A 26,485-nucleotide genomic window follows, 5' to 3' on the forward strand; every position below is an offset into this window, starting at 1 on the left:
GAACGTCGGGCATCCGGCGCAGTCGTCAATTCCTGTCGCAAAGTTGCGTAAGGTCGTCCGACTATTGCGATTTCTTGTCCGAGATTCGTATGATCCGGGTCACAGAGGTCCCCCACCTGCTGCGGAAAGGCCAGTGCCGCCCATGTCTCCCAGCCCTGTCTTCAGCGCGCCCGAAAAAGCCCCGGATCGCCTCCGGGCCAAGAGATTCGCCGCTCTCGCCGCCGCCGTGACCGCCGCGGCCGGCCTGACCATCGCCGGGGTCCCCGCCGGCGGCTCGGCCCTCGCGGCCGGCCGCGGCGCGAGCGTCCCCTTCCTCGAACAGGAAGCGGAGACCGCGGCGACCAACGGCACGGTCATCGGCCCGGACCGCAACGCGGGCACGCTCGCCGGCGAGGCGTCCGGCCGCAAGGCCGTGACGCTGTCCGGCCAGGGCAAGTACGTCGAATTCACGCTCACCGCCCCGGCGAACTCGATCGACTTCCGCTACAGCCTCCCGGATTCCGTGAACGGGACGATCTCGCTCTACGTCGGCGGCACCCACAACCGGGACATCGCGCTGACCTCGAAGTGGGCCTGGTACTACGGCTCGTACCCGTTCACCAACAACCCGGGCGACGGCCACGCGCACCACTTCTACGACGAGACGCGTGCGCTGCTCGGCACGTCGTACCCGGCCGGCACCAAGATCAAGCTGCAGGTCGACGCGGGCGACGTGACCCCGGCGACGATCGACCTCGCGGACTTCGAACAGGTCGGCGCGGCGGCCACGCGGCCGGCGAACTCGGTGTCCGTCACCGACTACGGCGCCACCGCGGGCGACACGAGCGACGACGCTGCGGCGTTCGACTCGGCCGTCGCGGCGGCCCGCAGCCAGGGCAAGGAGGTCTGGATCCCCTCCGGGACCTTCACCCTCGGCCACCACATCACCGTCGACCAGGTGACGATCCGCGGCGCCGGGCCGTGGTACTCGGTGCTGACCGGGCCGCGTGCCGGGATCTTCGGCAAGGGTGAACCGGCGAGCTGCGGCACGTCGACCTACCCCGGCAACGGCGCGGTCCCGGGCACGAGCAGCGCGGTCAAGCTGTACGACTTCGCGATCATCGGCCAGGTCGACGCCCGCGTCGACTGCGACCAGTCCAACGCCATCGGCGGCGCGCTGGGCGGCGGCTCGGTCGTGCAGAACCTGTGGCTGCAGCACACGAAGGTCGGGCTGTGGCTCGACGGGCCGTTCGACGGGCTCACCGTGTCCGGTAACCGGATCCTCGACCAGACCGCCGACGGGCTGAACCTGCACCAGGGCATCAGCAACGTCACCGTGACGAACAACTTCCTGCGCAACACCGGTGACGACGGCCTGGCCATGTGGTCCGAGCACGACGCCGACCACCACAACACGTTCTCCTTCAACACCGTGCTGCTGCCGATCCTCGCGAACAACATCGCGATCTACGGCGGGCACGACAACACCGTGTCCGACAACGTCGTGGCCGACAACCAGGACCAGGGCGGCGGCATCCACATCGCCAACCGGTTCAGCGCGGTGCCGCTGTCGGGCACGACGACCGTCGCGCGCAACACCGCGATCCGCACCGGCGTCCTCGACTCGAACTGGCAGTTCGGCGTCGGTGCCCTGTGGTTCGACGGCCGCGACTCGGCGATCACCGGCCGCGTCGACGTCACCGACCTCGACCTGCAGGACAACAACTACGAGGCCATCCAGTTCATCGACAGCGCCACGACGGACGTGCACTTCACCAACGTCCGGATCACCGGGGCCGGCACGTTCGCCTGGCAGATCCAGGCCAAGCCTTCGGGCTCGGTGAAGAACGTCGTCGCGACCGGGGTCGGGCGGGCCGGCGTCTACAACTGCATGGGTTCGGACGCGATGGCCGGCCTGGCCGACCAGGGTGGCAACTCGGGCTGGTCGACGACGTTCTGCGGCTCGTGGCCGACGCCGGTCTACGGCTCGGACAACGGCGGCACGACGACGACCACGCCCACCACGCCGCCGACCACGACCACCACGACCCAGCCGACCGGGAACCTGGCGCTGCACAAGAGCGTCACGGCGTCCGGTTCGCAGGGCGGCTTCCCGCCTTCGAACGCGGTCGACGGCGACGCGAACTCGTACTGGGAGAGCGCGAACAACGCGTTCCCGCAGTCGCTGACCGTCGACTTCGGCGCCACGGTCTCGGTGTCGCGGCTGGTGCTGAAGCTGCCGCCGTCCTCGGCGTGGGGCACGCGCACCCAGACGATCTCGGTCGACGGCGTCGAAGCCGCCGCGGGCTACACGTTCAACCCGGCGTCCGGCAACACGGCGACCATCACCTTCCCGGCGACGTCGGCCCGCACGCTGCGGCTGACCTTCACCGGCAACACCGGCTGGCCCGCCGGGCAGCTGTCCGAACTCGAAGCCTACGCATCCTGAGAGGTGATGACGATGTCCCGCATCCCGGCTTTGCTCGCCGCCGCACTCGCGGCGTCCGGTCTGGTCGTGCTCTCCGGCGGCGCTCCGGCCGCCGCGGCCACCTGCCCGACGACGGCGTCCGGCGGCGCGAGCGTGCCGTTCCGGACGGTCGAGGCCGAGTGCTCGGCCACGAACGGCTCGGCCGTCGGTCCCGACTACACGCAGGCCAGCATCGCCTCGGAAGCATCCGGGCGGCAGGCCGTGCGGATCGGCACCGGCCAGTACGTCGAGTTCACGCTGCCCGCGGCGGCCAACGCGATCAACGTCCACTACAACGTCCCCGACGGGTCGTCCGGCCGGCTTTCGGTGTACGTCAACGGGACCAAGCTCGGCAGCGGGCTCTCGGTGACGTCGCGGTATTCCTATGTGGACACCGGGTTCATCACGGGCTCGAAGACGCACCACTTCTTCGACGACGCCCGGCTGCTCTTCGGCCAGAACGCGGCGCAGGGCACGAAGGTCCGCGTCGCGGCGGACTCCGGTGACGTCGGGCAGGCGACCATCGACCTGGCCGACTTCGAGCAGGTCGGCGGCGCGGGTTCGCAGCCGGCCAACTCGCTTTCGGTGACCTACTACGGCGCCACGGCGAACGACTCGTCGGACGACTCGCAGGCGTTCCGCAACGCGCTGTCGGCGGCGCGCTCGCAGGGTCGCGAGGTCTGGGTGCCGTCCGGCCGGTTCGAGATCGGGTCCGCGCTGCAGATCGACCAGACGACCGTCCGCGGCGCGGGTCAGTGGTACACCGTGTTGCACGGCAACAACATCTTCAACAACGGCAGCGCGTCCGGGAACATCAAGCTGTACGACTTCGCGGTGTTCGGCGACGTCACCGAACGCAACGACGGCAGCCCGGACAACGCGTTCCACGGCGTGCTCGGGAACGGCTCGGTCGTGAGCGGCCTGTGGATCCAGAACACGAAGTGCGGGCTGTGGCTGATGAACGGCGCGTCGTCGAACCTCACCATCGAGAACAACCGCATCCTCGACACGCAGGCCGACGGCGTGAACTTCGACGGCGCCGTCACGAACTCGACGTTGCGCAACAACTACCTGCGCAACAACGGCGACGACGGCCTCGCGCTCTGGTCGAACGGCCAGGCCGACTCGGGCAACTCGCTGGTCAACAACACGGTCGTGCAGCCGAACCTGGCCAACGGGATCGCGCTCTACGGCGGGTCGAACAACACCGTCAGCGGCAACCTGGTGCAGGACACCAACGCCCTCGGCGGCGGGTACCTGGTGGCGAACCGGTTCAACTCGGTACCGCTGGGCGGCACGGTGACGCTGTCGAACAACACCGCACTGCGGGCCGGGGCGCTCGACCCGAACTGGCAGTTCGGCGTCGGCGCGCTGTGGTTCGACGCGCGCGACCAGGCGATCACCGGCGTCACGATCCGCGTCACCGGGTTCACCGCGATCCAGAGCCCGTACGAGGCGATCCAGTTCATCGACGGCAACGGGCAGGGCAAGCAGATCCAGGGCATCACGATCGACGGCGTCTCGGTGCAGGGCGTCGGGACGTTCGTGGCGCAGTCGCAGACGCAGGGGTCGGTGTCGATCAGCAACCTGTCGGCGTCCGGCGTCGGCGTCACCGGGACGTACAACTGCCCGTACCCGGCGTCGATCCCGCGCATGACGTTCGGCGGGTCCGGCAACAGCGGGTGGACCGGGACGTGGAGTGACTGCTCGACGTGGCCCGCGCCGAACTCGGGGCCGCAGCAGCCGCCGCAGTCGGGCACGAACATCGCTCGCGGCAAGCCGGTCAGCGCGTCGGCGTCCGTCGGTGGCTTCCCGCCCTCGAACGCCGTGGACGGCAACGCCGACACGTACTGGGAGAGCGCGAACAACGCGTTCCCGCAGACGCTGACGGTGGACCTGGGCGCGGCGGCGTCGATCAACAAGGTGACGCTGCGGCTGCCGCCGTCGTCGGCGTGGGGCGCGCGGACGCAGACGGTGACGATCTCCGGCAGCACGGACGGCGGCTCGTACACGACGCTGGTGGGTTCGCGCGGCTACGCGTTCGACCCGGCTTCCGGCAACACGGCGTCGGCGTCCTTCACGGCGACGTCCCAGCGGTTCGTCCGGCTGACGTTCACCGGCAACACCGGCTGGCCCGCCGGTCAGGTGTCCGAGTTCGAAGTGGCGGCTTCGTAGCCCGGACGTCCGGCAAGCCCGTACCGGTCCCCGGGACCGGTACGGGCTTGTCATGCTTTTGCGCCCGGTTGCTGTAAAGTTTCACTCATGACGCGTCGTCTTGCCGAAGTCGCCCGCCAGGTCGGGGTCAGCGAAGCCACGGTCAGCCGGGTGCTCAACGGCCGCTCCGGGGTGTCCGCCAGCACCCGGGCCGCCGTGCTCACCGCGCTGGACGTGATGGGCTACGAACGCCCCACCCAGCTGCGCGGCGAACGGGCCCGCCTGGTCGGGCTGGTGCTGCCGGAGCTGCAGAACCCCATCTTCCCCGCGCTGGCCGAGATCATGGGCAACGCCCTCGCGCAGCAGGGTTTCACGCCTGTGCTGTGCACGCGGACCGCGGGCGGGGTGTCGGAGGCGGAGTACGTCGAGCTGCTCCTGCAGCAGCAGGTGTCGGGCGTGGTGTTCGCCGGCGGGCTGTTCGCCCAGGCGGACGCGGTGCACACGCACTACCACCACCTGGTCGAGCGCCGGCTCCCGACGGTACTGATCAACGCGGCGGTCGACCACCTCGGGCTCCCCCAGGTGTCGTGCGACGACGCGGTGGCCGTCGAGCAGGTCGTCGGGCACCTGAGTTCTCTGGGGCACGAGAAGATCGGGCTGGTCCTGGGGCCGTCGGACCACGTGCCTTCGCAGCGCAAGCTGGCGGCGTTCCAGTCGTACGCGGCGAAGCTCGGGCTGCCGGTGCTGGACGAGCTGGTGGAGCACGGAATGTTCTCGATCGAGGGCGGCCACGCGGCGGCGGCTCGCCTGTACCCCCGAGGCGCGACGGCGGTGCTGTGCGCGAGCGACCTGCTGGCGCTGGGAGCGGTCCGCGCGGCGCGCCGGCAGGGGTTGTCGGTGCCGGAGGACATTTCGGTGGTCGGCTACGACGACTCGGCGTTGATGAACTGCACCGACCCGCCTTTGACGACGACTCGCCAGCCGATCGAGGCGATGGGGCGAGCGGTGGTGGAACTGCTGGTGAAGCGGATCAACGGGGGCGAGGTGGCGGCGGAGGAGCTGCTGTTCGCACCGGAGCTGGTGGTGCGGGGCTCCACGGCCCGCCGCACGGCTTAGCCCACACCTCCAGAGCGCGACGGCCTGCCGGCCGTCGCGCTCTTTCGCGTACCCAGCCAGTCGGCTCACGTACCCAGCCAGTCGGCTCACGTACCCAGGCGGTCGGCCCGCGTACCCAGGCAGACGACACAACTGGAGGCCGTGTCGACTTCCTGATCACGCGTGTCGTCCGTCCACGCACACGTGTCGTCCATCCAGGCACGCGAGCCGACCCTCCAAGTACGCGAGCCGACCCTCCAGGTACGTGAGCCGACCGTCCGGGTACCAGCCGCTTGCGGCCTGTTCGTAACTTGCAACTTCTCGTCGCCTTATTGCGTCGATCTGCTCTCACACTTTAGAGTGACCGCAATCACGTGACAGCCGTCGCGACCCGAGAAGAGGCTTGAGATGAGCAGTCCCTGGTCCCGAACCGTGCCCCGCCGGATCTTCTGCATGCTGGCCGCAGGTGGCCTCGCACTGGGGGTGGCCGCCTGCGGTAGCGACTCCGGCACGGAGACCGCGGGGGGCAAGGTCAAGATCACGGTCACCGGGCAGCCGCCGACCAGCCAGCCGTTCGAGCGCGGTGTCTTCGACGCCGACGTCAAGGAGTTCGAGGCTTCCCACCCGAACATCCAGATCGAGCCCCACGAGGGGTTCATGGACCCGAAGACCTTCTCCGCGAAGCTCGCCGGAGGGCAGCTCGAGGACGTCTACTACGTCTACTTCACCGACCCCGCGCAGATCATCGCGCGCCGTCAAGCCGCCGATATCACGGAAGCCGCGAAGAGCGTTCCGCACATCAACGACATCAAGCCGGAACTCCTCGACAACTTCCGTGACGCGAACGGCAAGCTCTACGGCCTGCCGACGATGAACTACACGATGGGCCTGGTCTACAGCCGCCCGCTGTTCCAGCGGGCCGGGCTCGACCCCGACAAGCCGCCGACCACCTGGGACGAGGTCCGCGAAGACGCGAAGAAGATCGCCGCGCTGGGCAACGGCGTCGTCGGGTACGCCGACTACAGCAAGAACAACCAGGGCGGCTGGCACATGACCGGCTGGATGTACTCGATGGGCGGCGACATCGCCCGCAAGGACGGCGACAAGTGGGTTGCCGACTTCGACAACGAAAAGGGCAAGCAGGCCCTCCAGTACCTGCACGACATGCGCTGGACCGACAACTCGATGGGCGCCAAGCAGCTCCTCGAAGCCACGGACGTGCAGCGCATGATGGGCGCCGGCCAGCTCGGCATGTACATGGCCGCCCCGGACAACGTTCCCGTGCTGGTCAAGCAGTTCAACGGCAAGTACGAGGACTACGGCATCGCCGGCATGCCCGGCGGCCAGGGCACGCTGCTCGGCGGCGAGGGCTACATGATCAACCCGAAGGCCTCGCCGGACAAGGTCAAGGCCGGCCTCGAGTGGATCCAGTGGAAGTACCTCAACCCGGACCGGTTCGAGAAGCACATCCAGCAGTACGTCGACGGCAAGCAGCCGGTCGGCCTGCCCGCCGAGCCGACCCCGGACGTCTGGACGGGCTCGGTCCGCGAGCAGCAGCTGGCCCTGAAGGCCAAGTTCGCCAACGTCCCCGCGAAGAACTACCAGTCCTACGTGGACACGACCAGCAAGATCAAGGGCAGCATCGAGCCGCCGAACGCGCAGCAGATCTACGCCGCGCTCGACAGCGTCATGCAGGCGGTGCTCACGGACCAGAACGCGAACATCGACCAGCAGCTGTCGTCGGCTTCGTCGAAGGTCAACAGTGTCCTCGCCCAGGTCAAGTAGCCTTCTCGCCTGGCCCGCGACGTCTTCGTCGCGGGCCAGGCGGCCGGTCGCCTCCCCCGAGGAACGCCGCCGGACCCGGCTCAAGCGCAAGCTCAAGGAGAACCTCACCGCGTACGGCCTGCTCTGCGCCGCACTCCTGGTGTTCGCGATGTTCTCCTGGTACCCGATCGTGCGCGGCGTGCTGCTGAGCTTCCAGCAGGTCGACTTCGTCAACGCGCCGACGTGGGTCGGGTTCGACAACTTCAGCCGGCTCTTCGCCGACCCGCTGTTCGGCGTCGCGTGGCGCAACACGCTGCTGTTCACCGGGCTGGCGCTGGTCTTCGGCTTCGCCGTCCCGTTCCTCACCGCGGTGCTGCTCAACGAGATCCGGCACGCGAAGGCGTTCTTCCGGCTCGCGGTCTACCTGCCGGTGATGCTGCCGCCGGTCGTGACGGCGCTGATGTGGAAGTGGTTCTACGACCCGGGTCCCGGCCTGTTCAACTCCGCGCTCGGCGCGGTCGGCCTGCCCGGCGGCCAGTGGCTCGACTCGAGCAGCACGGCGATGCTGTCGCTGGTGTTCGTCTCGACGTGGGCCAACATGGGCAGCACCACGCTCATCTACCTGGCCGCGCTCGGCACGATCCCCGGCGAGCTGTACGAAGCCGCCGAGCTCGACGGCGCCGGGTTGTGGAAACGGCTGCGGCACGTGACGTTCCCGCAGACGCGGTTCGTGCTGCTGGTGCTCCTGCTGCTGCAGATCGTCGCGACGATGCAGGTGTTCACCGAGCCGTACGTGATGACCGGCGGCGGCCCGGACGACTCGACGGTCACCGTGCTGCTCCTGCTCTACCGCTACGCCTTCGTCTACAACGACTTCGGCTCGGCGAGCGCGATGAGCCTGCTGCTGTTCGTGGCGCTGGGCGTGTTCTCGGCGTGGTACGTCCGGCTGACGCGGAAGGCGGACCAGTCATGAGGACCCTCGTCTCCCCCGGCGCGCTGCGCAGCCCGCGCGGCAAGGTCGTCTACGGCGTCGTCTTCGCGTGCACGCTCGCGGTGTTCCTGCTGGCGTTCATGTTCCCGCTGTACTGGGTCGTCACCGGCGCGATGAAGTCGCCGCAGGAGCTGGCGCAGACACCGGCGACGCTCGTCCCGCACGAGTGGCATCCGGAGACTTTCGCCGACGCCTGGAACCAGCTGAGCCTGGGCAAGTACTTCCTCAACACGCTCGTCGTCGCGGGCGGGGCGTGGCTGTTCCAGCTGGCCATCGACGTCCCGGCCGCGTTCGCGCTGTCGAAGCTGCGCCCGAAGTTCGGCAACGTCGTGCTCGGGCTCATGCTGGCGACGCTGATGCTGCCGGCCACGGCCCTGCTCGTCCCGACGTACGTGACGGTGACGGACCTGCCGCTGCTGCACCTCAACCTGATCAACTCGCCGACCGCGGTCTGGCTCCCGGCGGCGGCGAACGCGTTCAACATCTACCTGCTGAAGCGGTTCTTCGACCAGATCCCCGACGAGCTGATCGAGGCGGCGCGCATCGACGGCGCCGGGCCGGTGCGCACGCTCTGGCGGATCATCCTGCCGATCTCGCGGCCGATCCTGGCCGTGGTGTCGATCCTCGCGGTGGTCACCGCGTGGAAGGACTTCATCTGGCCGCTGCTGGTGTTCCCGGACACCGAAAAGCAGACGCTCTCGGTGATGCTGCAGCGGGTGGCGATCGACATGCCGCTCAACGTGCTCGTCGCCGGGATGGTGCTGGCCAGCCTGCCGATGGTGGCGCTGTTCCTGGCCTTCCAGCGGCAGATCCTCGCCGGGCTGACCGCCGGCAGCATCAAGGGCTGAGCCGGGTTTTCACGACGACTAGGAGGGCACTTTCGTGACCGACAAGACCGGCTGGTGGCGGAGCGCGGCGATCTACCAGGTCTACATCCGCAGCTTCGCGGACGGCAACGGCGACGGCGTCGGCGACCTCGCCGGCGTCCGCGCCCGGCTGGACCACCTGGCCGACCTGGGGATCGACGCGATCTGGTTCACCCCGTGGTACCCGTCACCGATGGACGACGGCGGCTACGACGTCGCCGACTTCCGCGACATCGAGCCGCTCTTCGGCACGCTCGCCGAGGCGGAGGACCTGATCGCCGAGGCGCACGCGCGCGGCATCCGGGTGATCATCGACATCGTGCCCAACCACTGCTCCGACGAGCACCGGTGGTTCCAGGCCGCGCTCGAAGCCGGCCCGGGATCGCCGGAGCGGCAACGGTTCTGGTTCCGCCCCGGCCGTGGCCCGGACGGCGCCGAGCCGCCGAACAACTGGAAGTCGCGCTTCGGCGGGTCCGCGTGGACGCGCGTGGCGGACGGCGAGTGGTACCTGCACCTCTACAGCTCGCGCCAGCCCGACTTCAACTGGGACAACCCGGAGATCCGCACGGAGTTCGAGGACGTGCTGCGGTTCTGGTTCGACCGCGGGGTGGACGGCTTCCGCATCGACGTCGCCGACGGGCTCGTCAAGGACCCGCGGCTGCCCGACGTCGACGAGGGCGACGAGACGCCGTTCTCCGACATGGAGGGCCTGCACGAGATCTACCGGTCGTGGCGCAAGATCGCCGACAGCTACGCGGGCGAGCGCGTGCTGGTCGGCGAGATGTGGCTGCCGGACATGTCCCGCGCGGCGCGCTACCTGCGCCGCGACGAGCTGCACTCGGCGTTCAACTTCGACTTCCTGGTCTGCCCTTGGGAGGCTTCGCGCTTCCGGGACGTCATCACCCGGACGCTGCGGGCGCACGACGAGGTCGGCGCGCCGGCCGCGTGGGTGCTGTCGAACCACGACGTGACGCGGCACGTCACGCGCTACGGCCGGCAGGGCGACACGGGGTTCAGCTTCGCGAACCGGCTGCACGAGCTGCCGGTGGACCGGGAGCTGGGCACCCGGCGAGCCCGCGCGGCGGCGCTGCTGACGTTGGCGCTGCCCGGCGGTCTGTACGTCTACCAGGGCGAAGAGCTGGGACTGTGGGAGGTCCTGGACATCGCGGACGAGCTGCGCCAGGACCCGGTGTGGGCCCGCACGAACGGCGCCGACCCCGGCCGCGACGGCTGCCGGGTGCCGATCCCCTGGTCGGGTGACGAGCCGCCGTTCGGCTTCGGCGCCGGCGACGCGTGGCTGCCGCAGCCCGAGGAGTGGAAGGCCTACACGGCGGAAGCGGAGGCGGCGGACCCGTCGTCGATGCTGTCGCTCTACCGCGACGGCCTGCGGCTGCGGCGGGACCTGCCCACGGGCGAACTGGAGTGGCTCTCCCTCGGCGACGGGGTTCTGGCGTTCCGGATCGGTTCCGGGTTCACGTTCGCGCTGAACTTCTCCGACGCTCCGGTGCCGGTGCCCTCCGGTGAGGTCCTGCTGGCGAGCGGCTCGGTCACGGACGCCCTGCCGACGGACACGGCGGTCTGGCTGCGCGGCTAGAACGCACCGGAGGCCGTCACCGGGCGAACCCGGCGGCGGCCTCCGGTGGATCAAGCGCTACTTCGTGAGCTGCAGGATGTCGTTCGCGATGGTCGAGGAGTGTCCGAACTCCGGCCGGACGTCCTCGCCCGACCCGGCGGCGTTCCGGCGCTGGACTGGCGAAGCCTCCGCGCCGACGCACCGCGTCCACTGGTGGGTCACCGGAGCGCGGTTCCTCGGGCGGGCCCCGGACAACCACGCCTCGCGCCGCGTGATCGAGCGCAACGGCGGGGTCTTCGCGGACCTCAGCGCGGCCGGGCGCCTGCGCTTCCGGTGCCCGGCCGGCTGAGCCGCTACTTCGTGAGCTGCAGGATGTCGATGCCGCGGGCGTTGTCGGCCACGTACACGTACTTGCCGTGCCAGTACGGCGCCCACGCGCTCGCGTCGCCCGGGCGGTAGTACGCGATCTGGCGGGGGTTCGTCGGGTCGCTCACGTCGAGGAACCGCGTGCCCTGCGCGTAGAACGACTGCACCAGGATCTTGCCGCGGACGTCGAAGTAGTGCGCCGAGCAGTCGTCCGACGCCGGGTCGCTGCCCTCTTGGCCGTTGACGCCCCACGTGCCGACGCTCTCCAGGCGGAAGGGCTGCGAAGGCGTCGAACGCCAGCCTTCGCCGTGGTAAGAGCCCTTCAGCGAGGAAATCGTCAGGACGCCGTCGCCCGCGCAGCCGTCGACGAAGTTCTCCTCCGTCGCGTAGATCAGGTCCTGGCCGCGCCAGGCGCCGTCGCCGATGCGGTGGCCGGCCGGGTGGAAGCTGTTGTGCATGAACCGCGAGGGCGCCGCCGTCTCGGCGATGCCGCCGCCGGCGTACGGGATCGGCTCGTGGGCCGTCGCGCGGCGGATCTTCCCGGACACCGGGTCGCGGTGGATCCCGTCCGTCCAGTAGCCGCGCACGCCGCCGCGCCCGGACACCCAGGCCACGCCGTTGTCGTCCACCTGGACGTCGTGCACGTAGTCGGTCTTGCCGTCGTTGCGGGCCAGCTCGATCGGCTGCGGGTTCACCTTCGGGTGCCGCGGGTCGCGGATGTCGGTGACCCAGATCGGCCGCCCGCCCCAGTCGGCAGGCTGGTCGTCGGCCTTCGCCGGGCCGCCGGTCCACAGGTAGCGGCAGCCGGCGACGCAGCTGGTCGTGTGCCCGGCCGGCACCTTCGTGTAGCTGAGGATCGCCGGGGCCTCGGGCTTCGAGACGTCGACGACGTAGATGCCGGACTCGCCGGTGTGCGTCGTGCCGCCGTACGCACGCGGGTCGCGGGAGAGGAACACCAGCTTGCGGTCCTGGTCGACCTCGGTGTCCTCGGTCTCCCACAGGCCCGGCAGGCTGACCTGGCCGACCAGCTTCGGCGCGGCCGGGTTCTTCGTCAGGTCGTAGACCTTCAGCCCGAACTCGCCGGACACGACCATGACGTCGCGGCGGCCGTAGTCGAGGAAGTTCACCGAGATGGCGCCGGCGGCGTCGGGCACGTTGCCGACGGCCTTGACGTTCTTGATCGCCCCCGGATCGCCGAGGGTGCGGGCGGCCGGAGCAGCGGGTTTGTCGTCTTCGCCGCAGGCGGCGGCCGGGAGCCCGGTCGCGACCAGCGTGGCGCTGACGGTGACGGCGGCGAAGCACGACCGGAGCCAGGTGCGCACGAAACCTCCCAGAACGCGTGATCCCCGGGGAACGGTACGACGGAGATCAACCGGACACAAGCGCCTTTGGTTGGCGTCTGACTGGTAGGACTGGCCCATGCGCTTGCTCGTCCTGCTCGCCTCGCTCGCCACTGCGGCCCTCGCGGTCACGGGCTGTTCCGATTCCGGCCCGGGCCGGCCCGGCGTACTGTCCGCGGGCATCCGCGAGCCCGCGACGCTGCTGCCCGCCGACGTCACCGACCAGGCGGGCCGGCTGGTGACCGGCGCGCTGTGGACCCCGCTCGCCGACTACGACGCGGCGACCGGGAAGCTCACGCCGCGCGCGGCCGAGTCGATCGAGAGCACCGACCGGGTGCACTGGACGGTCAAGCTGCGGCCGGCGACGTTCCACGACGGCACCCCGGTCACCGCGCAGTCCTATGTGGATACTTGGCAGGTGATCGCGGCTTCGCAGTGGGCGGCCGCGCCGGTGTTGACGAAGTTGTTGCGCGCCCGCGAGATCACGGCGTCCACTCCGGACACGATCACCCTGGTTCTGGATCGCCCGTCCGGCCAGGTGCCGGCCCTGCTCTCGGCGCCGGGCCTGGTGCCGCTGCCCGCGTCGGCGCTCGCCTCCCGCGACTGGAAGGGCTTCGCCGCGGCACCCGTCGGGAACGGACCGTACCGGCTCGACGGCGCGTGGCGGCCCGGCGCGGGCGGCACGCTGAAGCGCGTCGGTTCCGGGCAGGCCGAGGAGATCGAGCTGCGCGTCGGCGATCCGGCGGCCCAGTACGACGCGGTCAAGGCGGGCACGCTCGACCTGGCGACCGAGGTCCCGGGCGAGAAGCACGACGCCATGCACGGCGACTTCGGCGAGGACCACCACGCGACGTGGGCGTTGCCGCGCGCGGGCTACCTGGCGTTCCCGGTGGCGAACCCGCGGTTCGCCGACGCGACGGTCCGCCACGGCTTCGCCCTCGGCATCGACCGCGCGGCCCTCGAAGCCGGCCCGCTGGCCCACCAGGTCGACCCGGCGAAGGCACTGCTGCCCCCGGCGGACGCGCCCGGCGAGCGGTCGGGCACGTGCCGCCCGTGCAGCTTCGACGCGGCAGCCGGCAAGGCCCTGCTCCAGCAGGCGGCCTTTCCCGGCGGCGCGACCGTCTACTTCGGACCTTCGACCGAAGCTTGGACCCGGACCTTGGTGGTCGGCCTGCACAAGTCCCTGGACGTCTCGGTGACGGCCCAGGCTTCATCAGGCGCTGCCGACGGACCCTCCACACTGGACGTTTCGCTGGCCACCGCGAGCCCGTACGAGCTGTTGTCGACGCTGGCTTCGGAGTCGGGCTACACGGACGAAGTGTTCCGCCAGAACCTGTCGCTCGCGGACGCGGCGGCGACCCCGGAGGAGGCGGGCGAGCTGTACCGGCTGGCGGAGAACCAGCTGCTGCGCGACCTCCCGGTGGCCCCGCTGTGGTCCGGCCACGGCCACGCGGTGTGGTCGTCCCGGGTCCACGACGTCCGGACGACCCCGTTCACCGGCCCGGTGCTGGCGGGAATCGGGGTCTCGTGACCTGGGACCCGGCGCCACTGTCCGAAGTGGCCTCCCTGTTCTCGGCGGCCGCGGTCCCGTGGTGGGTCGCCGGCGGGTACGCGATCGAACTCGCGGTGGGGCGGGCGTTCCGCGACCACGCCGACGTCGACGTCCTGGTCCTGCGGCGCGACCAGCTCGCGGTCCAGGAGGCGCTGGCGTCGTGGGAGTGGTGGGCGGCGGACCCACCCGGCACGCTCCGGCCGTGGCAGCGCGGCGAAGTGCTGCCCCAAGGCATCGACGACGTCTGGTGCCGGCCGTCGGCGGCCGCGCCGTGGCGGATCCAGGTGATGCTCGACGAGACCGACGGCGACGAGTGGGTCTCCCGCCGCAACCCCGCCGTGCGCCGCGCGGTGGCCGGCCTCGGCGGCGTGTCACGGGACGGGATCCCTTACCTGGCACCGGAGGTGCAGCTGTTCGTCAAGGCCCGCGGCACCCGGCCGAAGGACGAGCAGGACTTCGCCGCCGCACTGCCGGTCCTCGACGGCTCGCAGCGGCAGTGGCTCGCGAACGCACTCCGGGCGACGTTCGGCGAGCACCCCTGGCTCGACCGCCTCTAGACCGCGGGCGCACCAACACCGCGACCAGCCACAACACCCGGCCGCCGAACCGCACCAGCACCCCCGGCTCGACCGCCGCTAAACCGTGGCGTGCTCCGCGAGAGTCTCGATGAACGCCGTGGTCAGCGGGTCCGGTGCGGCGCGGGTGTAGGCCGCCAGCGTCCGGCGGATCGGCGCGCTCGGCCGCAGGACCCGCCCGTCGAAGCGGGCCGGGAGCACGTTCGCCGGGACCAGCGCCGGGCCGAGGCCCGCCGCCGCGAGGATCGGGGCCGCCGCCGTCTGCTCGGTGCGGACCGCCGCGCGGGGGCGGAACCCCGCCGCCGCGCACGCCGCGTCGACCAGTTCGGCCAGGCCGTTGCCCGGCGCATAGTGCACCCACGCGCAGTCCGCGAGCGTCGCCAGGTCGACCTCGCCGGACTCGTCGTCCTCCGCAGCACCGTCGGCGGGCAGCACGACCACGAACTCCTCGACCCCGAGCCGGCGCACCGGACCTGACCAGTCCGAAGGCAGCGGGCCGAGCGCGACATCGGCTTCGCCCGTCGCCATCGCCTCCCGCAGTTCGTCGGCGTGCCGGAACTCGATCAGCCGGACGTCGACGCCGGGCCGGTCGCGCCGCCACACGCGCAACGCCGGCGGCAGCACGCCGAGGCTCATCGAGTAGACCGTCGCGACCTGCAGCTCCCCCGCCGTCGTGCCCGAGGCGAGCCGGGCGGCGCAGCGCGCGCGTTCGGCGTCGGCCAGCGCCGCTCGCGCGTGCGGCAGCATCGCCCGGCCCATCGGCGTGAGCCGGACCGTGCGGGGCAGCCGTTCCAGCAGCGGCCCGCCGAGACCCTGTTCGAGGGCCCGCATCTGGTGCGACAACGCGGGCTGCGTCACGTGCAGCTGCTCGGCCGCACGCGTGAACGAGCCGGTGTCGACCACGGTGACCAGGTACTCGAGCTGCCGGAGACTCGTCATGACGAAAGCTTATCGCGGACGTGAAAACTAAGCCTTGGACTTATCGCGACGGCGTGACCAGCCTGGAAGCCATGGAACGCAAGACAGCCCTGGTCGCCGGAGCGAACGGGATCATCGGCCGGAACCTCGTCGAGCACCTGCGGGCGGACGGGAACTGGGACGTCATCGGCCTCTCCCGCACAAGCGGGCTCGCCGTCGACCTGCTCGACCCGGTGGACACCCGAGCCAAGATCGGGGCACTGACCGGCGTCACGCACCTCTTCTACGCGGCTTACCAGGACCGGCCGACGTGGGCCGAGCTGGTTCCGCCGAACCTCGCGATGCTGACGAACCTCGTCGACGCCGTGGACCCGGCCGCCCTGGAACACGTCAGCCTGATGCAGGGGTACAAGGTCTACGGCGCGCACCTCGGCCCGTTCAAGACGCCGGCGCGCGAGACCGACGCCGGGCACATGCCGCCCGAGTTCAACGTCGACCAGCAGCAGTTCCTCGAGCGCCGCGCGGGCTCGTGGACGTGGTCGGCGATCCGGCCGTCGGTGGTCGGCGGCACGGCGCTGGGCAACCCGATGAACCTGGCCCTGGTGATCGCGGTGTACGCGTCGATTTCGAAGGAACTCGGCCTGCCCCTGCGGTTCCCGGGCAAACCCGGCGCGTACGACAGCCTGCTGGAGATGACGGACGCGAGCCTGCTGGCCGACGCGACGGTCTGGGCGACGGGCCACGAAGGCGCGTTCAACATCGCGAACGGCGACCTGTTCCGCTGGAGCGAACTGTGGCCGAAGCTGGCGGCGTACTTCGGTTTGGAAGTCGCGCCGCCGCTGCGGATGTCCCTGGTGGACGTCATGGCCGACAAAGCTCCACTGTGGACAGCGCTCGCCGCGGAACACGGCCTGACAGCGTCCTATCAGGACGTTTCGGCCTCGTGGGCGTTCGGCGACTTCGTGTTCGGCTGGGACTACGACATGTTCGCCGACACGTCGAAGTCGCGCCGCGCGGGTTTCCACACCTACGTCGAGACGGAGCAGATGTTCTACCGGCTCTTCGACGAGTTCCGGAAGGCGCGGGTGATCCCCTAGCGCGTGGCCGTGGACCCGTTCGGCTGCTGGGGTCCCGGCCCCGGCGACCACCAGCCCCACACGGTCCGCGCACCGTGCTCGACGTGGGGCGCCGCTCCCTCGGCGTACGGCTCGATGTGGATCAGCTGCCCCCACGGCTGCCCCGGAGCCCCCTGCAGGTAGCTCGGCACCTCGGGCTCGTCGGCGACTTCCTCGAGCCAGCCGAGCGGACCACCGTGGACGTTGTTCGCCCAGCCCGCCTCCGAAGCGAGCGGGTCCGCGGTGATCCGGTACTCCGGCACCTCGGAGATCCCGTCGTGCGACGCCACGGGGTTCATGCGCGGGTAGCCGAACGCGGCGGGCCAGTCCAGGTACACCGGTGCGTCGCCGACCCGCTGCGTCAGCGTGGTGAAAGTCGGGAACCGGGGTGCGGTCACCGCCACCCAGCCGTCGGAGGTCACGTCGTCGTCCTTCGCGACCACGCGGACCAGCGTGACCTCCTTCGGCAGGTCGCCGATCTGGACCCGCTCGTCGGCCCACTTGCCCGTGCTCTCCGGGCCGCCGCCGGGCTCCTGGTCCGCGCCCGTGGCGAGCACCTGCTCGGACTTGGCGACCTTGACGCCCTCGGAGGTGTTCGTGCCGAACTCGAGCCGGACGCCCTCGGCCTTGCCGGCCTCGGCCGCCACGGAGACCGCGATCTGCGCGTCGGCCCGGTTGTCCGGCAGCCGGTACCAGCCGGTGCGCAGGCGGCCGGTCCGCTCGGCCGAGCCGTAGCTGCTCCACATCGGCAGCGCGCCGGCGGTGAACCCGTGTGGTGGGTCGTCCAGCGGGTCGTCGCCGGACTTCGGCGTGGAGTGGAACCCGGCCGAGGTGGGGCCGTTGTCCTGGTCGGCAGGCGGCAGCCCCGGGGTGGCCGGCCGCTTCGCGACCGCGGCGGTCGTCGCCGAAACCGGCTTGAGCGCACTCGACGCCGGGTCCTTCTCGACCATCACGTGATCGGAGAGGTTGCCGCTGCCGGTGAACGCCTGCCGCACGTTCGCCGCGCCGAGGCTGTAGCCGTTCCACTGCTTCTGGATCGCCTTGCCCATGCTGGCGAACTCGAACGCCACGACCAGGCCGCAGACCACGACGAGCGACAGCGAACCGAGCTTCAGCGCGCGCAGCCGCCGTTCCTGCGTGACCGGTGGCAGCAGCCCCGGCCGTTGCGCCTGCACGTTTTCCACGAACGCGATCACGGCCGTGACGGCCGCCGCGAGCAGCAGCACCGTCGACAGGGGAACGCCGTGGACCGACGGCGGCTTGTCGAACCACGGCACGCCGATCCCCGACACGAACCAGTAGGCGTTCGGCCCGGTCGCCGCGAGCGCGGCCACCACCAGCAGCCCGGCCGTGAACGCGGCCCGGTTGCGCCTCGACCGCAGCACCGCCGAGCTCGTGGCGAGCGCGGTGAGCGCGGCCATCGCCGACCCGACCGCCGCGAACGCGCCGAAGTGGTGCGTCCACTTCGTCGGGGTCAGCGCCAGCAGCAGGAAGAACAGCGCGGTGGTACCGATCAGCCGCCGGGCCGGGCCCAGCGCGGCACCCTGGATCCGGCCGCGGCGCAGCAGCACGACCAGGCAGGTGCCGGTGCACAGCACGAGCAGCAGGACCGGGAACCGCCGCGTCATCGACCCGTCGGCGTCGTCGGAGAACAGCAGCTCGTACCGCGAAAACTCGTTGTACCAGGGCTCGCTCGGGCCGACCTCGCCGCGCAGCCGGGTCGCCTCCAGCACCGTGGCGACCGTCTGGTCGGCGAACACGACCACGAGCACGATGAGCCCGGCCGCCGCGATCGGCGCGAGCACCGTGGCCCAGCCGGCTTCCCGCACCCGGGCCCGCAACAGCTGGAACAGCGGGCGCGCGGCGACCAGGAAGGGCGCCACGGCGATCAGCGCGGTCGGTGTCGCGGCGAGGGCGAACGCGGCGGACAGCAGGCCGAGGCACAACGGCAGCAGCCGCCGGGTGACGAGGGCTCGTTCGACCGCGCACAGCGCGAGCAGCGAACCCAGCGCGGCCCACGGCTCGGGGCGCACGCCGTCGTTGAACGGCAGCCACCAGACGAGGAACACCATCGCCGCGGCCCAGCTCGCCGCCGGGCTCTGGCGGACCTGGGTGCCCAGCCGCGGCATGACCTCACGACTGATCAACAGCCAGCAGAGGACACCGATGAGCAGCGACGGCAGCCGGATCCACGTCGGCACCGTGGAGACCGCCGCCATCAGCTCGTAGATGTGGTCGTTCCAGCCGAACGGTGCCTCGGCGACGCCGAACCAGCGGTGGTAGTTGGTCAGGTAGCCGGTCTGCTCCGCCACTCTGGCCATGGTCAGGATGTAGCCGTCGTCGGAGGTCACCGGACCGATGAACACCCAGGCCCCGAGCACCCCGAAGACCGTGAAGTCGCGTTTGGTGAGCTTCCACCAGCCGACCGGCGCCCAGCGGGGCGCCCGCCGGGCACCGCCGCGGTCGAGCCGGTTCACGGCGATCAGGCAGCCGATCAGCGCCAGCACCCCGGCCAGGCCGACACCGGTCTTGAGGCCGGTGGGGGCGGACTGGTAGCGGGTGTCCGGGACGATCGACACGCGCAGCCCGGCGATCGGATCGGTCGCCGAGTCGAGGTCGGTGTAGATCCCGACGACGCGCGGGCGCACGTCACCGCTCGCGTCGTAGACCGGAGTGCCGGCGACGGTCAGCGTGGTGCGGGTGGCCGTGGCGGAGAACCGGACGTCGCAGCCGGTCGCGGGCAGCGGCTGGTCGGCGACCTGCCGGCCGCGGTCGAACGCGGTCAGCACCCCCTTCTCCACCCGCAGGAACACCCCGGCGCCATCCGCGGTGCGCGCGCCGGGCACGGTGGAGAACAGGGACGCACCGCCCGGCTTGCGGGCGTCGAGCGCCCGGATCGCGGCGCACGGCAGGTCGGCCCGCAGGTCCTGCGCCCAGTAGCCGGTGAGCGGGGCGTTCACCGGACGGGTGTCCCCGGCGACCGGCCAGGTGATCTCGGCGGTGTCCTGCACCACCGGCAGCAGGGGGTAGGCGATCGCGCAGGCCGCGGAGAGCACGCCGAGCACGACGACCAGCCGACGCCACAGCGCGGTGTCCGGACGTGCTTGCCCTCGGTCGGCCACCGGTTCGCGGATTGCTGTTGGTTTTTCACCGACCGTCCACATCGAGCGGACGCTATCACGCGACCCGGAACCGGCTCAGGACCCCTCTCGCTTCCCTTGCTCTGCAACGAGTTCGTGAACGGGATGTTTCGAAATACCGTCGTCCCCAAGGAATCTTCGGTCAGCCGCGGCCGATGAACGGCATGGTCGTCGCCGTGACGGTCAGGAACTGGACGTTGGCGTCGAGCGGCAAGCCGGCCATGTAGCGCACCGCGTCGGCGACGTGCCGGACGTCGAACGTCGGCTCGGCCAGGATCCGGCCGTCGGCCTGCGGGATGCCGGCGGCCATCCGTTCGGTCATTTCGGTGGCGGCGTTGCCGATGTCGATCTGCCCGCAGGCGACGTTCCACGCGCGGCCGTCGAGCGAGATCGACCGGGTGAGGCCGGTGATCGCGTGCTTGGTCGCGGTGTAGGCGACGCTGGCCGGGCGCGGGGCGTGCGCGGAGATCGAGCCGTTGTTGACGATCCGGCCGCCGCGCGGGTCCTGGTCCTTCATCAGCCGCACGGCCTGCTGCGCGCACAGGAACATGCCGGTGAGGTTGACGTCGACGGTCCGTTTCCAGTCCTCGACGGACAGATCGGCCACGGTCCCCGCGGCACCGATCCCGGCGTTGTTGACGAGCAGGTCGAGCCGCCCCCACCGCTCGCGGACCGCGGCGAACAACGCGGCGACGGAGTCTTCGTCCGAGACGTCGGTGGGCACGACGAGCGCGCCTTCGTGGCTGCCGGCGGTTTCGGTGAGGGCTGCGGAGCGCCGTCCCGCGAGGGCGACGGACCAGCCGTCGTCGAGGAGGGCTTGCGCCACCGCCCGCCCGATCCCCGATCCGGCCCCGGTCACCACCGCCGTCTTCGCCATCACCCCTCCTACACTGCCCACATGGGTCTTCGCGAGCGCTTCCAGGCCGGTCTCGCCCGGCAACTCGGCCACCCTAGCGGCCTGCGCGGCCGCTTCGTCGGCTCCGCGCTCAACCGCAGGAACCGCGAAGCGGTCGTGAAAGCCGTCGCGGCACTGGAGCTGTCGGGCGCCGAACGAGCCCTGGACATCGGCTTCGGCGGCGGCCTGGGCCTCGGCCTGTTGCTGCGGAAAGCCGCCACCGTGCAGGGAGTGGAGATCTCGAAGACGATGCTCGACCGGGCGCGCGGGACCTTCCGCCGGGAGATCGCGGCGGGCAGGCTGGTCCTGAGCGAGGGGCCGATGACGGCGTTGCCCCTCGACGACGGTTCGGCCGACGCGATCGTCACGACGAACACGGTCTACTTCGTCGACGACCTCGCCGCGGCGTTCGCCGAAGTCGCCCGGGTGCTCGCGCCGGGCGGGCGGTTCGTGCTGGGCATCGGCGACCCCGAGCTGATGGGCCGCGCCCGGATGCTCACCGACAACGGCTTCCGCATCCGCCCGGTCGCCGAGATCGAAGCGGCCCTGGCGGCAGCCGGCCTGGGCTCGTCGCGGCACGAGCGGTTCGCCCACCGCGGGCTCGGCTTCCACCTGCTGGTCACCGGGAAATGACGAAACGGGGGCCCGGCCGACGCCGGACCCCCGTTTTCGCAGGTGCTTACTTGGCCGCCACACCCAGCGCGGCGAGCGCCGGGCCGGCCATGATCACGCCGTTGCCCGTCACCGTGTCGAACCCGGGCGTGCCCAGGTCGATCGCCGACGACACCAGCGCCGACCGGATCTGGGCCGGGGTCGCCGTCGGCTTGCCCGACAGGAGCAGGGCCGCGATCGCCGCCGCGTGCGGGGCCGCCGCCGACGTCCCGAAGAACGGCTGGAAGCCCGTCACCGACGTCGCCACGCCGTCGGCCGCCGTGATGTCCGGCTTGCTGCGGGTCGTGCCGCCGGTCGAGGACACGTTGCCCGGCGTGATCGCCGTGCCGTCCGCGTTGTAGAACAGGTGACGCTTGCCGTCGGAGGAGAAGCGCTCCCACTTGCTCGACGCGCTGAATTGGCCGGGGTACGGGCCCGCCGGGTTGGCCGGGTCGCCGGTCTCCAGCGGCCGGGTGAACGCCGGGCCGGCCGGGGCCGCCGCCACGCTGAACGCGTTCGCCGCCGACGAGTGGCCGTTCGTGACGCCGTTGGTGCTGAACGCCTTCAGCGAACCCGAAGCCACGAACCGGCCGCGGATCACGTTGAGCGCGAGGAACCGGTCGGCACCGCTGTACTTGACCACCGCGACCTTGTAGCCGGAGCCGGTGGTGGGCACGTTCGCGATCTCGTACGGGTTCTGCGAGCCGGACTGGCCGTTCTCGCTCGAAGCCACGACGCTGCCCGAGGAGTTCAGGATGAACAGGTCGTAGTCGTTGGCGGACTTGCCCCACGGGTCGGACCAGAACAGCGTCACGGGCTTGCCGAGCGAACCGGCCGAAAGCGCGTCGAAGTTCTGCGTGGTGCTGCTCGGGTCGAAGTCGTGCGGGGTGCCGGTGACGCCGCTGATCTTCGTCGAGGACGCGCGGAAGTCACCCTCGTAGTAGCCGCTGGTGCCGTCGGTCGCGTTGCCCGAGTTGCCGGCCGAGGAGAAGTACAGGACGCCTGCCGCGGTGACGTCGTTGACCGCCTGCGCGACCTGCGTGTCCTGGAACGGCGACTCGTCGAAGTAGGCGACGTCGTCGACGATGATCGTGCAGTGGCCGGTGGTGCGCAGCGCGCGGATGTTCGCGGCGAAGCTGGCTTCGCTGGTGAACGCGGTCGCGAAGCCGAGCGCGGCGTTGGGCGCGAGGTCGTGGATGATCTCCAGCATCGCGGTGCCCTCGTCGCCGCTGCCCTTCTGGCCGGACAGGACGTCCACTGTGGGCAGTTCGCCGGCGCTCTGCGACTTGGCCAGCGAGTCGACGCCGTCGGAGAGCACGCAGACCTTGACGCCGGAACCGCTGACGCCGTAGGTGGTGCGGGCGGTGTCGGCGCCGTGCGCCTTGTCGCCTTCGGACACCTGGGTCGCGGCGGCGGCCTGCGCGGCGGCCGCTTGGCGGAAGTCCCGGTTGCCCTGCTCGCTCCAGGTCGTCGCCTGCGCGGCGGGCTTGACCTCGGCGACGTCGGCGCGGCCGGCGATGGCGTCGACGGCGGACAGCGGGAGGTCGGCGCGGACGGCGCCACCCGCGGCGTAGCGGACGGCGCCCCCGGCGGCCTTGACCGCGTTCGCGACGGCCTGGTCGTGGGTGGCGGCGATCTCGACCGAGACGGTGCCGGCGGTGCTGACGCCGACGCCCGAACGGTAGTCGGGCAGCTTCGCGGCGAGGGACCGGTCGGCCCGCAACCGCTTCTCGACGACGAGCTGGCTCGATTGCTTGCGCTCGGCGGGGGTCAGGCTCTTCTTGATGCTCTGGAGCGCGCTGATGCCCGCCTCGGTGCGCGCGGCCGCGGCGTCCACCGTGGACGGCTGCGCCACCGAAACCCCCGTCGTCAGCAGCAACGCGCCGACCGTCAGCGGAACCGCGTGCGCGGCGACCCGGCTGAATCTCACCATCGATTTCTCCCTGAGGCACTCGGCCGTATGACACCCAACCGGGTGTAATGGGGAGAATCTAAGGAGTGACCAGGCGGTGGTCCACCGACCAAAGTCGGGAACGTCCGCCTGCCCACATACTGGAACGATCAGGGGAACGTGAGAACGATTTTTCCCCGGCCGTGCCCGGTCTCGATTTCCCGATGCGCCGCCACCGCCTCGGTGTACGGGTAAGCGCGCCGGACGTGGAACCGCAAGTCGCCCTTCGCATAGAGGGCCGCCAGCTCCGCGAGCCGCGCGGCGGAGCGTCCGGACTTCGAGACGAGCACGCCGAGATCGGCCGCCCGGCCGTGGTCGACGAGAGTGAGGATCCGGCTCCGGTCCTTCACCAGTTCGAGTGAGAGATCGAGGGCGGGGCCACCGGCCCCGTCGAGCACGACGTCGACCCCCAGCGACGCGACGCGGTCCTTCAGCCCTTCCCCGTAGACGACGGGGGTGGCACCCAGCTCGCGCAGGTAGTCCTGGTTGACCGCGCTCGCGGTGCCGATCACGGTGGCACCCCGCAGTCGCGCGAGCTGCACGGCGGCGGTACCGACCGACCCGGCGGCGCCGTGCACGAGCAGCGTCTCGCCTTCTTTGACCTGCAAGGCTTCCAGGGCGATCGACGCGGTCTGCGTCCCGGCGGTGAACCCACCGGCAACCTCCCACGGCATTTCCGGCGGCTTGGGCGTGACATCGGTGGCGGGCACGACGATGTACTCGGCGGCGGCCCGCACGGCGGTGAAGCCGAGAACTTCGCTACCGGCAGGCAGATCGCCTTCATCGACAACACCGGCAAACTCGTTCCCGGGCACGCGAGGCCACCCGAGCTCCAACCCGGGCGGCTCCCACCCGGCCCGCACGGCGGCGTCATAGGGCTGCACCCCGGCAGCCTTGACGCGCACGCGCACCTCTCCGGGCCCGGCGTGCGGCTCAGGCAGATCGAGAACTCCCAGGACTTCGGGCCCGCCGAATCCGGTGAACGCTACGGCTTTCATGGCACCAGTCTGAAACTTCGAGTTACCTTGAAGTCAAGGATCAGCCTTAGAATGAACGCATGGGCCAGCCCGAAATCCGCGCAGCAACGCCCGCCCAAGCCGCCGAGCTGACCGCACTGATGCACGCATCATCGGCGTACCAGGGCGACTACGCATCGATCCTCGAAGGCTACGAGGTCACTCCGGGGTACATCGAAAGCAATCCGACGTTCACAGCCATGACCGAAGGCGAGGTCATCGGCTTCTACGCACTGCGCGAAGATCCCCCGGAGCTGGACATCATGTTCGTGGCGGACAAAGCACAGGGCCTAGGCCTGGGAGCCCGCCTGATCAAGCACATGGTCAAGGAGGCAAGCATCCGAGGGATGCGCAGCATCCGAGTGGTCTCCCACCCACCGGCACTGCAGTTCTACATCCGCATGGGAGCGAACCAAACGGGCACAATCCCACCAACCCCACCAAAGATCCGCTGGGAACGGCCAGAACTCCACTTCGACGTCCCCAGCTAACGTCGCAGCAGGGCCACACCCCCACCGCCCCGATACGAAGCCGCAGTACACGGCCGCCGGGTCGGGTCAAGGCACGCTTTCCCGCCTTGACCCGACCCGGCGGCCGTAGTGACAATCAGGATTCGGGGCAAGAGGCCCACCGAACTCACATATTGATCATGTGCCCAGCAAGCCCATGCAAGGCTTCCTTGACGGCCTCACCCAAAGTCGGATGAGCATGCACATTCCGAGAAACCTCATGAACAGTAAGATCCCACTGCTGAGCCAAAGTAAGCTCCGGAAGCAACTCGGTGACATCGGGCCCGATGAGATGCCCGCCAATCAGTTCCCCATACCGAGCATCACTGATCAGCTTGACGAACCCACCAGCATCCCCCAGCCCCTGAGCCTTCCCATTGGCCGTGAACGGAAACTTAGCCACCTGAACGTCAAACCCCTGAGCACGAGCCTGCTCCTCAGTCCACCCGAAACTGGCGATCTGAGGCTGACAGTAAGTAGCCCGAGGAATCATCGGGAAATCGAGTTCCATGGTCTCCGCCCCGGCAATGGTCTCCGCGGCAACAACACCCATCGACTCCGAAGCATGAGCCAGCATCAGCTTCGCCGTGACATCCCCGATGGCGAAGATGTGCGGAACATTCGTCCGCCCCCGCCCATCGATGGCGATCGCACCCCGCTCGGTCAAAGCGACCCCGGTCTTCTCCAGCCCATACCCCTCGACCCGAGGCTGGAACCCGATCGCCTGCAGAACCTTGTCAGCGGAAAGAACCCGCTGCCCCTCCTTCTCCGAGGACACGGTGACCTGCACCGACGAACCGGAGTCGTCGATCGCCTCGACCCGCGTGGAAGTCAGCACCTTGATCCCGAGCTTCCGATACCGCCGGAAGAGCTCAGCCGAAACCTCGGCATCCTCCAGCGGCACCATCCGATCGAGGAACTCGACGATCGTGACGTCGACCCCGTAGTTGTGCAGCACGTAAGCGAACTCGACCCCGATAGCCCCCGCACCGGCGATGATGATGCTCGACGGAAGCTCACTCGAGAGAATCTGCTCTTCGTACGTCACGACCCGCGAACTCCGCGACGTCCCCGGCAGCAACCGCGTGGTCGCCCCGGTCGCGATGATGCAGTGGTCGAACGTCACCTGCGACCCGTTCACCTCGAGGGTGTGGTCGTCGACGAACGTGCCGTGCCCGTCGAACTCGGTGATCTTGTTCTTCTTCATGAGGAAGTGCACGCCCTTGACGCGCCCGTCGGCGACCTTCCGGCTCCGCTCGTAAGCAGCCGAGTAGTCCACGCGGATCGGGCTGTCGGACGAGATGCCGAACGCCTTCGCCTCCTGGGTCACGACGTGCGCCAGTTCGGCGTTGCGCAGCAGCGCCTTCGACGGGATGCACCCGACGTTCAGGCAGACGCCACCCCAGTACTTCTCCTCGACCACCGCGGCGCTCAGCCCGAGCTGGGACGCGCGGATCGCCGCGACGTAACCGCCGACTCCGGCCCCCAGGACGACGACATCAAAGTGTTGTGCACTCATACGCCCGAAACTACCCCTTCGGCCAGGCCCGGGCGGGGTGACGCGGACC

The 26,485-nt window shown here is 70.3% G+C and carries 20 protein-coding genes; 13 read left to right on the plus strand and 7 right to left on the minus strand.

Features of this window, described 5'->3' with window-relative positions; translation table 11 throughout:
* The first annotated feature begins 142 nt into the window (after nucleotides 1–142).
* The 8 genes from QSK39_RS00060 (at nucleotide 143) to QSK39_RS00095 (ending at nucleotide 11,238) form a co-directional block, all read left to right on the plus strand.
* Nucleotides 143–2,428: a discoidin domain-containing protein gene (locus QSK39_RS00060; RefSeq protein ID WP_285475589.1), complete on the plus strand. Its 2,286-nt coding sequence runs from the start codon at nucleotides 143–145 to the stop codon at nucleotides 2,426–2,428.
* A gap of 6 nt (nucleotides 2,429–2,434) precedes the next feature.
* A complete protein-coding gene (locus QSK39_RS00065) occupies nucleotides 2,435–4,621 on the plus strand; it encodes a discoidin domain-containing protein (protein WP_285475590.1) in 2,187 nt (728 codons plus the stop codon).
* A gap of 87 nt (nucleotides 4,622–4,708) precedes the next feature.
* Nucleotides 4,709–5,716 (plus strand): LacI family DNA-binding transcriptional regulator, encoded by a 1,008-nt coding sequence (locus QSK39_RS00070; protein ID WP_285475591.1) that lies wholly within the window; start codon nucleotides 4,709–4,711, stop codon nucleotides 5,714–5,716.
* A 387-nt stretch (nucleotides 5,717–6,103) separates the two neighbouring features.
* A complete protein-coding gene (locus QSK39_RS00075) occupies nucleotides 6,104–7,480 on the plus strand; it encodes an ABC transporter substrate-binding protein (protein WP_285475592.1) in 1,377 nt (458 codons plus the stop codon).
* On the plus strand, nucleotides 7,458–8,432 hold the full coding sequence (locus tag QSK39_RS00080; RefSeq protein ID WP_285475593.1) for a carbohydrate ABC transporter permease: 975 nt from the start codon (nucleotides 7,458–7,460) through the stop codon (nucleotides 8,430–8,432). Before QSK39_RS00075 ends, QSK39_RS00080 begins: the two co-directional genes overlap by 23 nt.
* Nucleotides 8,429–9,298, plus strand: coding sequence for a carbohydrate ABC transporter permease (locus tag QSK39_RS00085; protein ID WP_285475594.1), 870 nt, complete (start codon nucleotides 8,429–8,431; stop codon nucleotides 9,296–9,298). The genes QSK39_RS00080 and QSK39_RS00085 overlap by 4 nt, the downstream gene beginning before the upstream one ends.
* Nucleotides 9,299–9,332: 34 nt before the next feature.
* Nucleotides 9,333–10,910 (plus strand): glycoside hydrolase family 13 protein, encoded by a 1,578-nt coding sequence (locus QSK39_RS00090; protein WP_285475595.1) that lies wholly within the window; start codon nucleotides 9,333–9,335, stop codon nucleotides 10,908–10,910.
* Between the two features lie 76 nt (nucleotides 10,911–10,986).
* A complete protein-coding gene (locus QSK39_RS00095; protein WP_285475596.1) occupies nucleotides 10,987–11,238 on the plus strand; it encodes a hypothetical protein in 252 nt (83 codons plus the stop codon).
* A 4-nt stretch (nucleotides 11,239–11,242) separates the two neighbouring features.
* Here QSK39_RS00095 and QSK39_RS00100 read toward each other — a convergent pair whose 3' ends face one another.
* Nucleotides 11,243–12,577 carry an LVIVD repeat-containing protein gene (locus QSK39_RS00100; RefSeq protein WP_285475597.1) on the minus strand — a complete coding sequence of 445 codons (1,335 nt, stop codon included), beginning with the start codon at nucleotides 12,575–12,577 and terminating at the stop codon, nucleotides 11,243–11,245.
* A 97-nt stretch (nucleotides 12,578–12,674) separates the two neighbouring features.
* Between QSK39_RS00100 and QSK39_RS00105 the strand changes: the two genes are divergently transcribed.
* Both QSK39_RS00105 and QSK39_RS00110 read left to right on the plus strand, forming a co-directional pair.
* The gene (locus tag QSK39_RS00105; RefSeq protein WP_285475598.1) at nucleotides 12,675–14,126 is read left to right on the plus strand and encodes a peptide ABC transporter substrate-binding protein; all 1,452 of its coding nucleotides are present in this window, start codon (nucleotides 12,675–12,677) and stop codon (nucleotides 14,124–14,126) included.
* The gene (locus tag QSK39_RS00110) at nucleotides 14,123–14,704 is read left to right on the plus strand and encodes a nucleotidyltransferase domain-containing protein (RefSeq protein WP_285475599.1); all 582 of its coding nucleotides are present in this window, start codon (nucleotides 14,123–14,125) and stop codon (nucleotides 14,702–14,704) included. Before QSK39_RS00105 ends, QSK39_RS00110 begins: the two co-directional genes overlap by 4 nt.
* A gap of 78 nt (nucleotides 14,705–14,782) precedes the next feature.
* Here the strand turns inward: QSK39_RS00110 and QSK39_RS00115 are convergent, their stop codons facing one another.
* Nucleotides 14,783–15,661: a LysR family transcriptional regulator gene (locus QSK39_RS00115; RefSeq protein WP_285475600.1), complete on the minus strand. Its 879-nt coding sequence runs from the start codon at nucleotides 15,659–15,661 to the stop codon at nucleotides 14,783–14,785.
* 71 nt (nucleotides 15,662–15,732) lie between these two features.
* On the opposite strand from QSK39_RS00115, the gene QSK39_RS00120 reads away from it, so the two are divergent.
* The gene (locus QSK39_RS00120; RefSeq protein ID WP_285475601.1) at nucleotides 15,733–16,737 is read left to right on the plus strand and encodes an SDR family oxidoreductase; all 1,005 of its coding nucleotides are present in this window, start codon (nucleotides 15,733–15,735) and stop codon (nucleotides 16,735–16,737) included.
* Here the strand turns inward: QSK39_RS00120 and QSK39_RS00125 are convergent.
* Entirely contained in the window at nucleotides 16,734–19,919 is a 3,186-nt protein-coding gene (locus tag QSK39_RS00125) for an arabinosyltransferase domain-containing protein (protein ID WP_285475602.1), read from the minus strand. The genes QSK39_RS00120 and QSK39_RS00125 overlap by 4 nt on opposite strands.
* A gap of 118 nt (nucleotides 19,920–20,037) precedes the next feature.
* The gene (locus QSK39_RS00130) at nucleotides 20,038–20,772 is read right to left on the minus strand and encodes an SDR family oxidoreductase (RefSeq protein ID WP_285475603.1); all 735 of its coding nucleotides are present in this window, start codon (nucleotides 20,770–20,772) and stop codon (nucleotides 20,038–20,040) included.
* 21 nt (nucleotides 20,773–20,793) lie between these two features.
* Here QSK39_RS00130 and QSK39_RS00135 point away from each other — a divergent pair, with 21 nt between their 5' ends.
* Nucleotides 20,794–21,423, plus strand: coding sequence for a class I SAM-dependent methyltransferase (locus QSK39_RS00135; RefSeq protein ID WP_285475604.1), 630 nt, complete (start codon nucleotides 20,794–20,796; stop codon nucleotides 21,421–21,423).
* A 46-nt stretch (nucleotides 21,424–21,469) separates the two neighbouring features.
* Here QSK39_RS00135 and QSK39_RS00140 read toward each other — a convergent pair whose 3' ends face one another.
* Together QSK39_RS00140 and QSK39_RS00145 are read right to left on the minus strand one after the other, a co-directional pair.
* Entirely contained in the window at nucleotides 21,470–23,374 is a 1,905-nt protein-coding gene (locus tag QSK39_RS00140) for a S8 family serine peptidase (RefSeq protein ID WP_285475605.1), read from the minus strand.
* Between the two features lie 128 nt (nucleotides 23,375–23,502).
* The gene (locus QSK39_RS00145; protein WP_285475606.1) at nucleotides 23,503–24,390 is read right to left on the minus strand and encodes an NADP-dependent oxidoreductase; all 888 of its coding nucleotides are present in this window, start codon (nucleotides 24,388–24,390) and stop codon (nucleotides 23,503–23,505) included.
* 59 nt (nucleotides 24,391–24,449) lie between these two features.
* Here QSK39_RS00145 and QSK39_RS00150 point away from each other — a divergent pair, with 59 nt between their 5' ends.
* Nucleotides 24,450–24,899 (plus strand): GNAT family N-acetyltransferase, encoded by a 450-nt coding sequence (locus QSK39_RS00150; protein WP_285475607.1) that lies wholly within the window; start codon nucleotides 24,450–24,452, stop codon nucleotides 24,897–24,899.
* Nucleotides 24,900–25,044: 145 nt separating this feature from the next.
* On the opposite strand, the gene lpdA is transcribed toward QSK39_RS00150, so the two are convergent.
* Nucleotides 25,045–26,436, minus strand: a complete 1,392-nt coding sequence (gene lpdA / locus QSK39_RS00155) for a dihydrolipoyl dehydrogenase (protein ID WP_285475608.1) — start codon at nucleotides 26,434–26,436, stop codon at nucleotides 25,045–25,047.
* Between the last annotated feature and the right edge of the window lie 49 nt (nucleotides 26,437–26,485).

Origin of the sequence: Amycolatopsis sp. NBRC 101858 (assembly GCF_030269325.1) — a bacterium.
In the GTDB taxonomy this organism is placed as follows: domain Bacteria; phylum Actinomycetota; class Actinomycetes; order Mycobacteriales; family Pseudonocardiaceae; genus Amycolatopsis; species Amycolatopsis ponsaeliensis.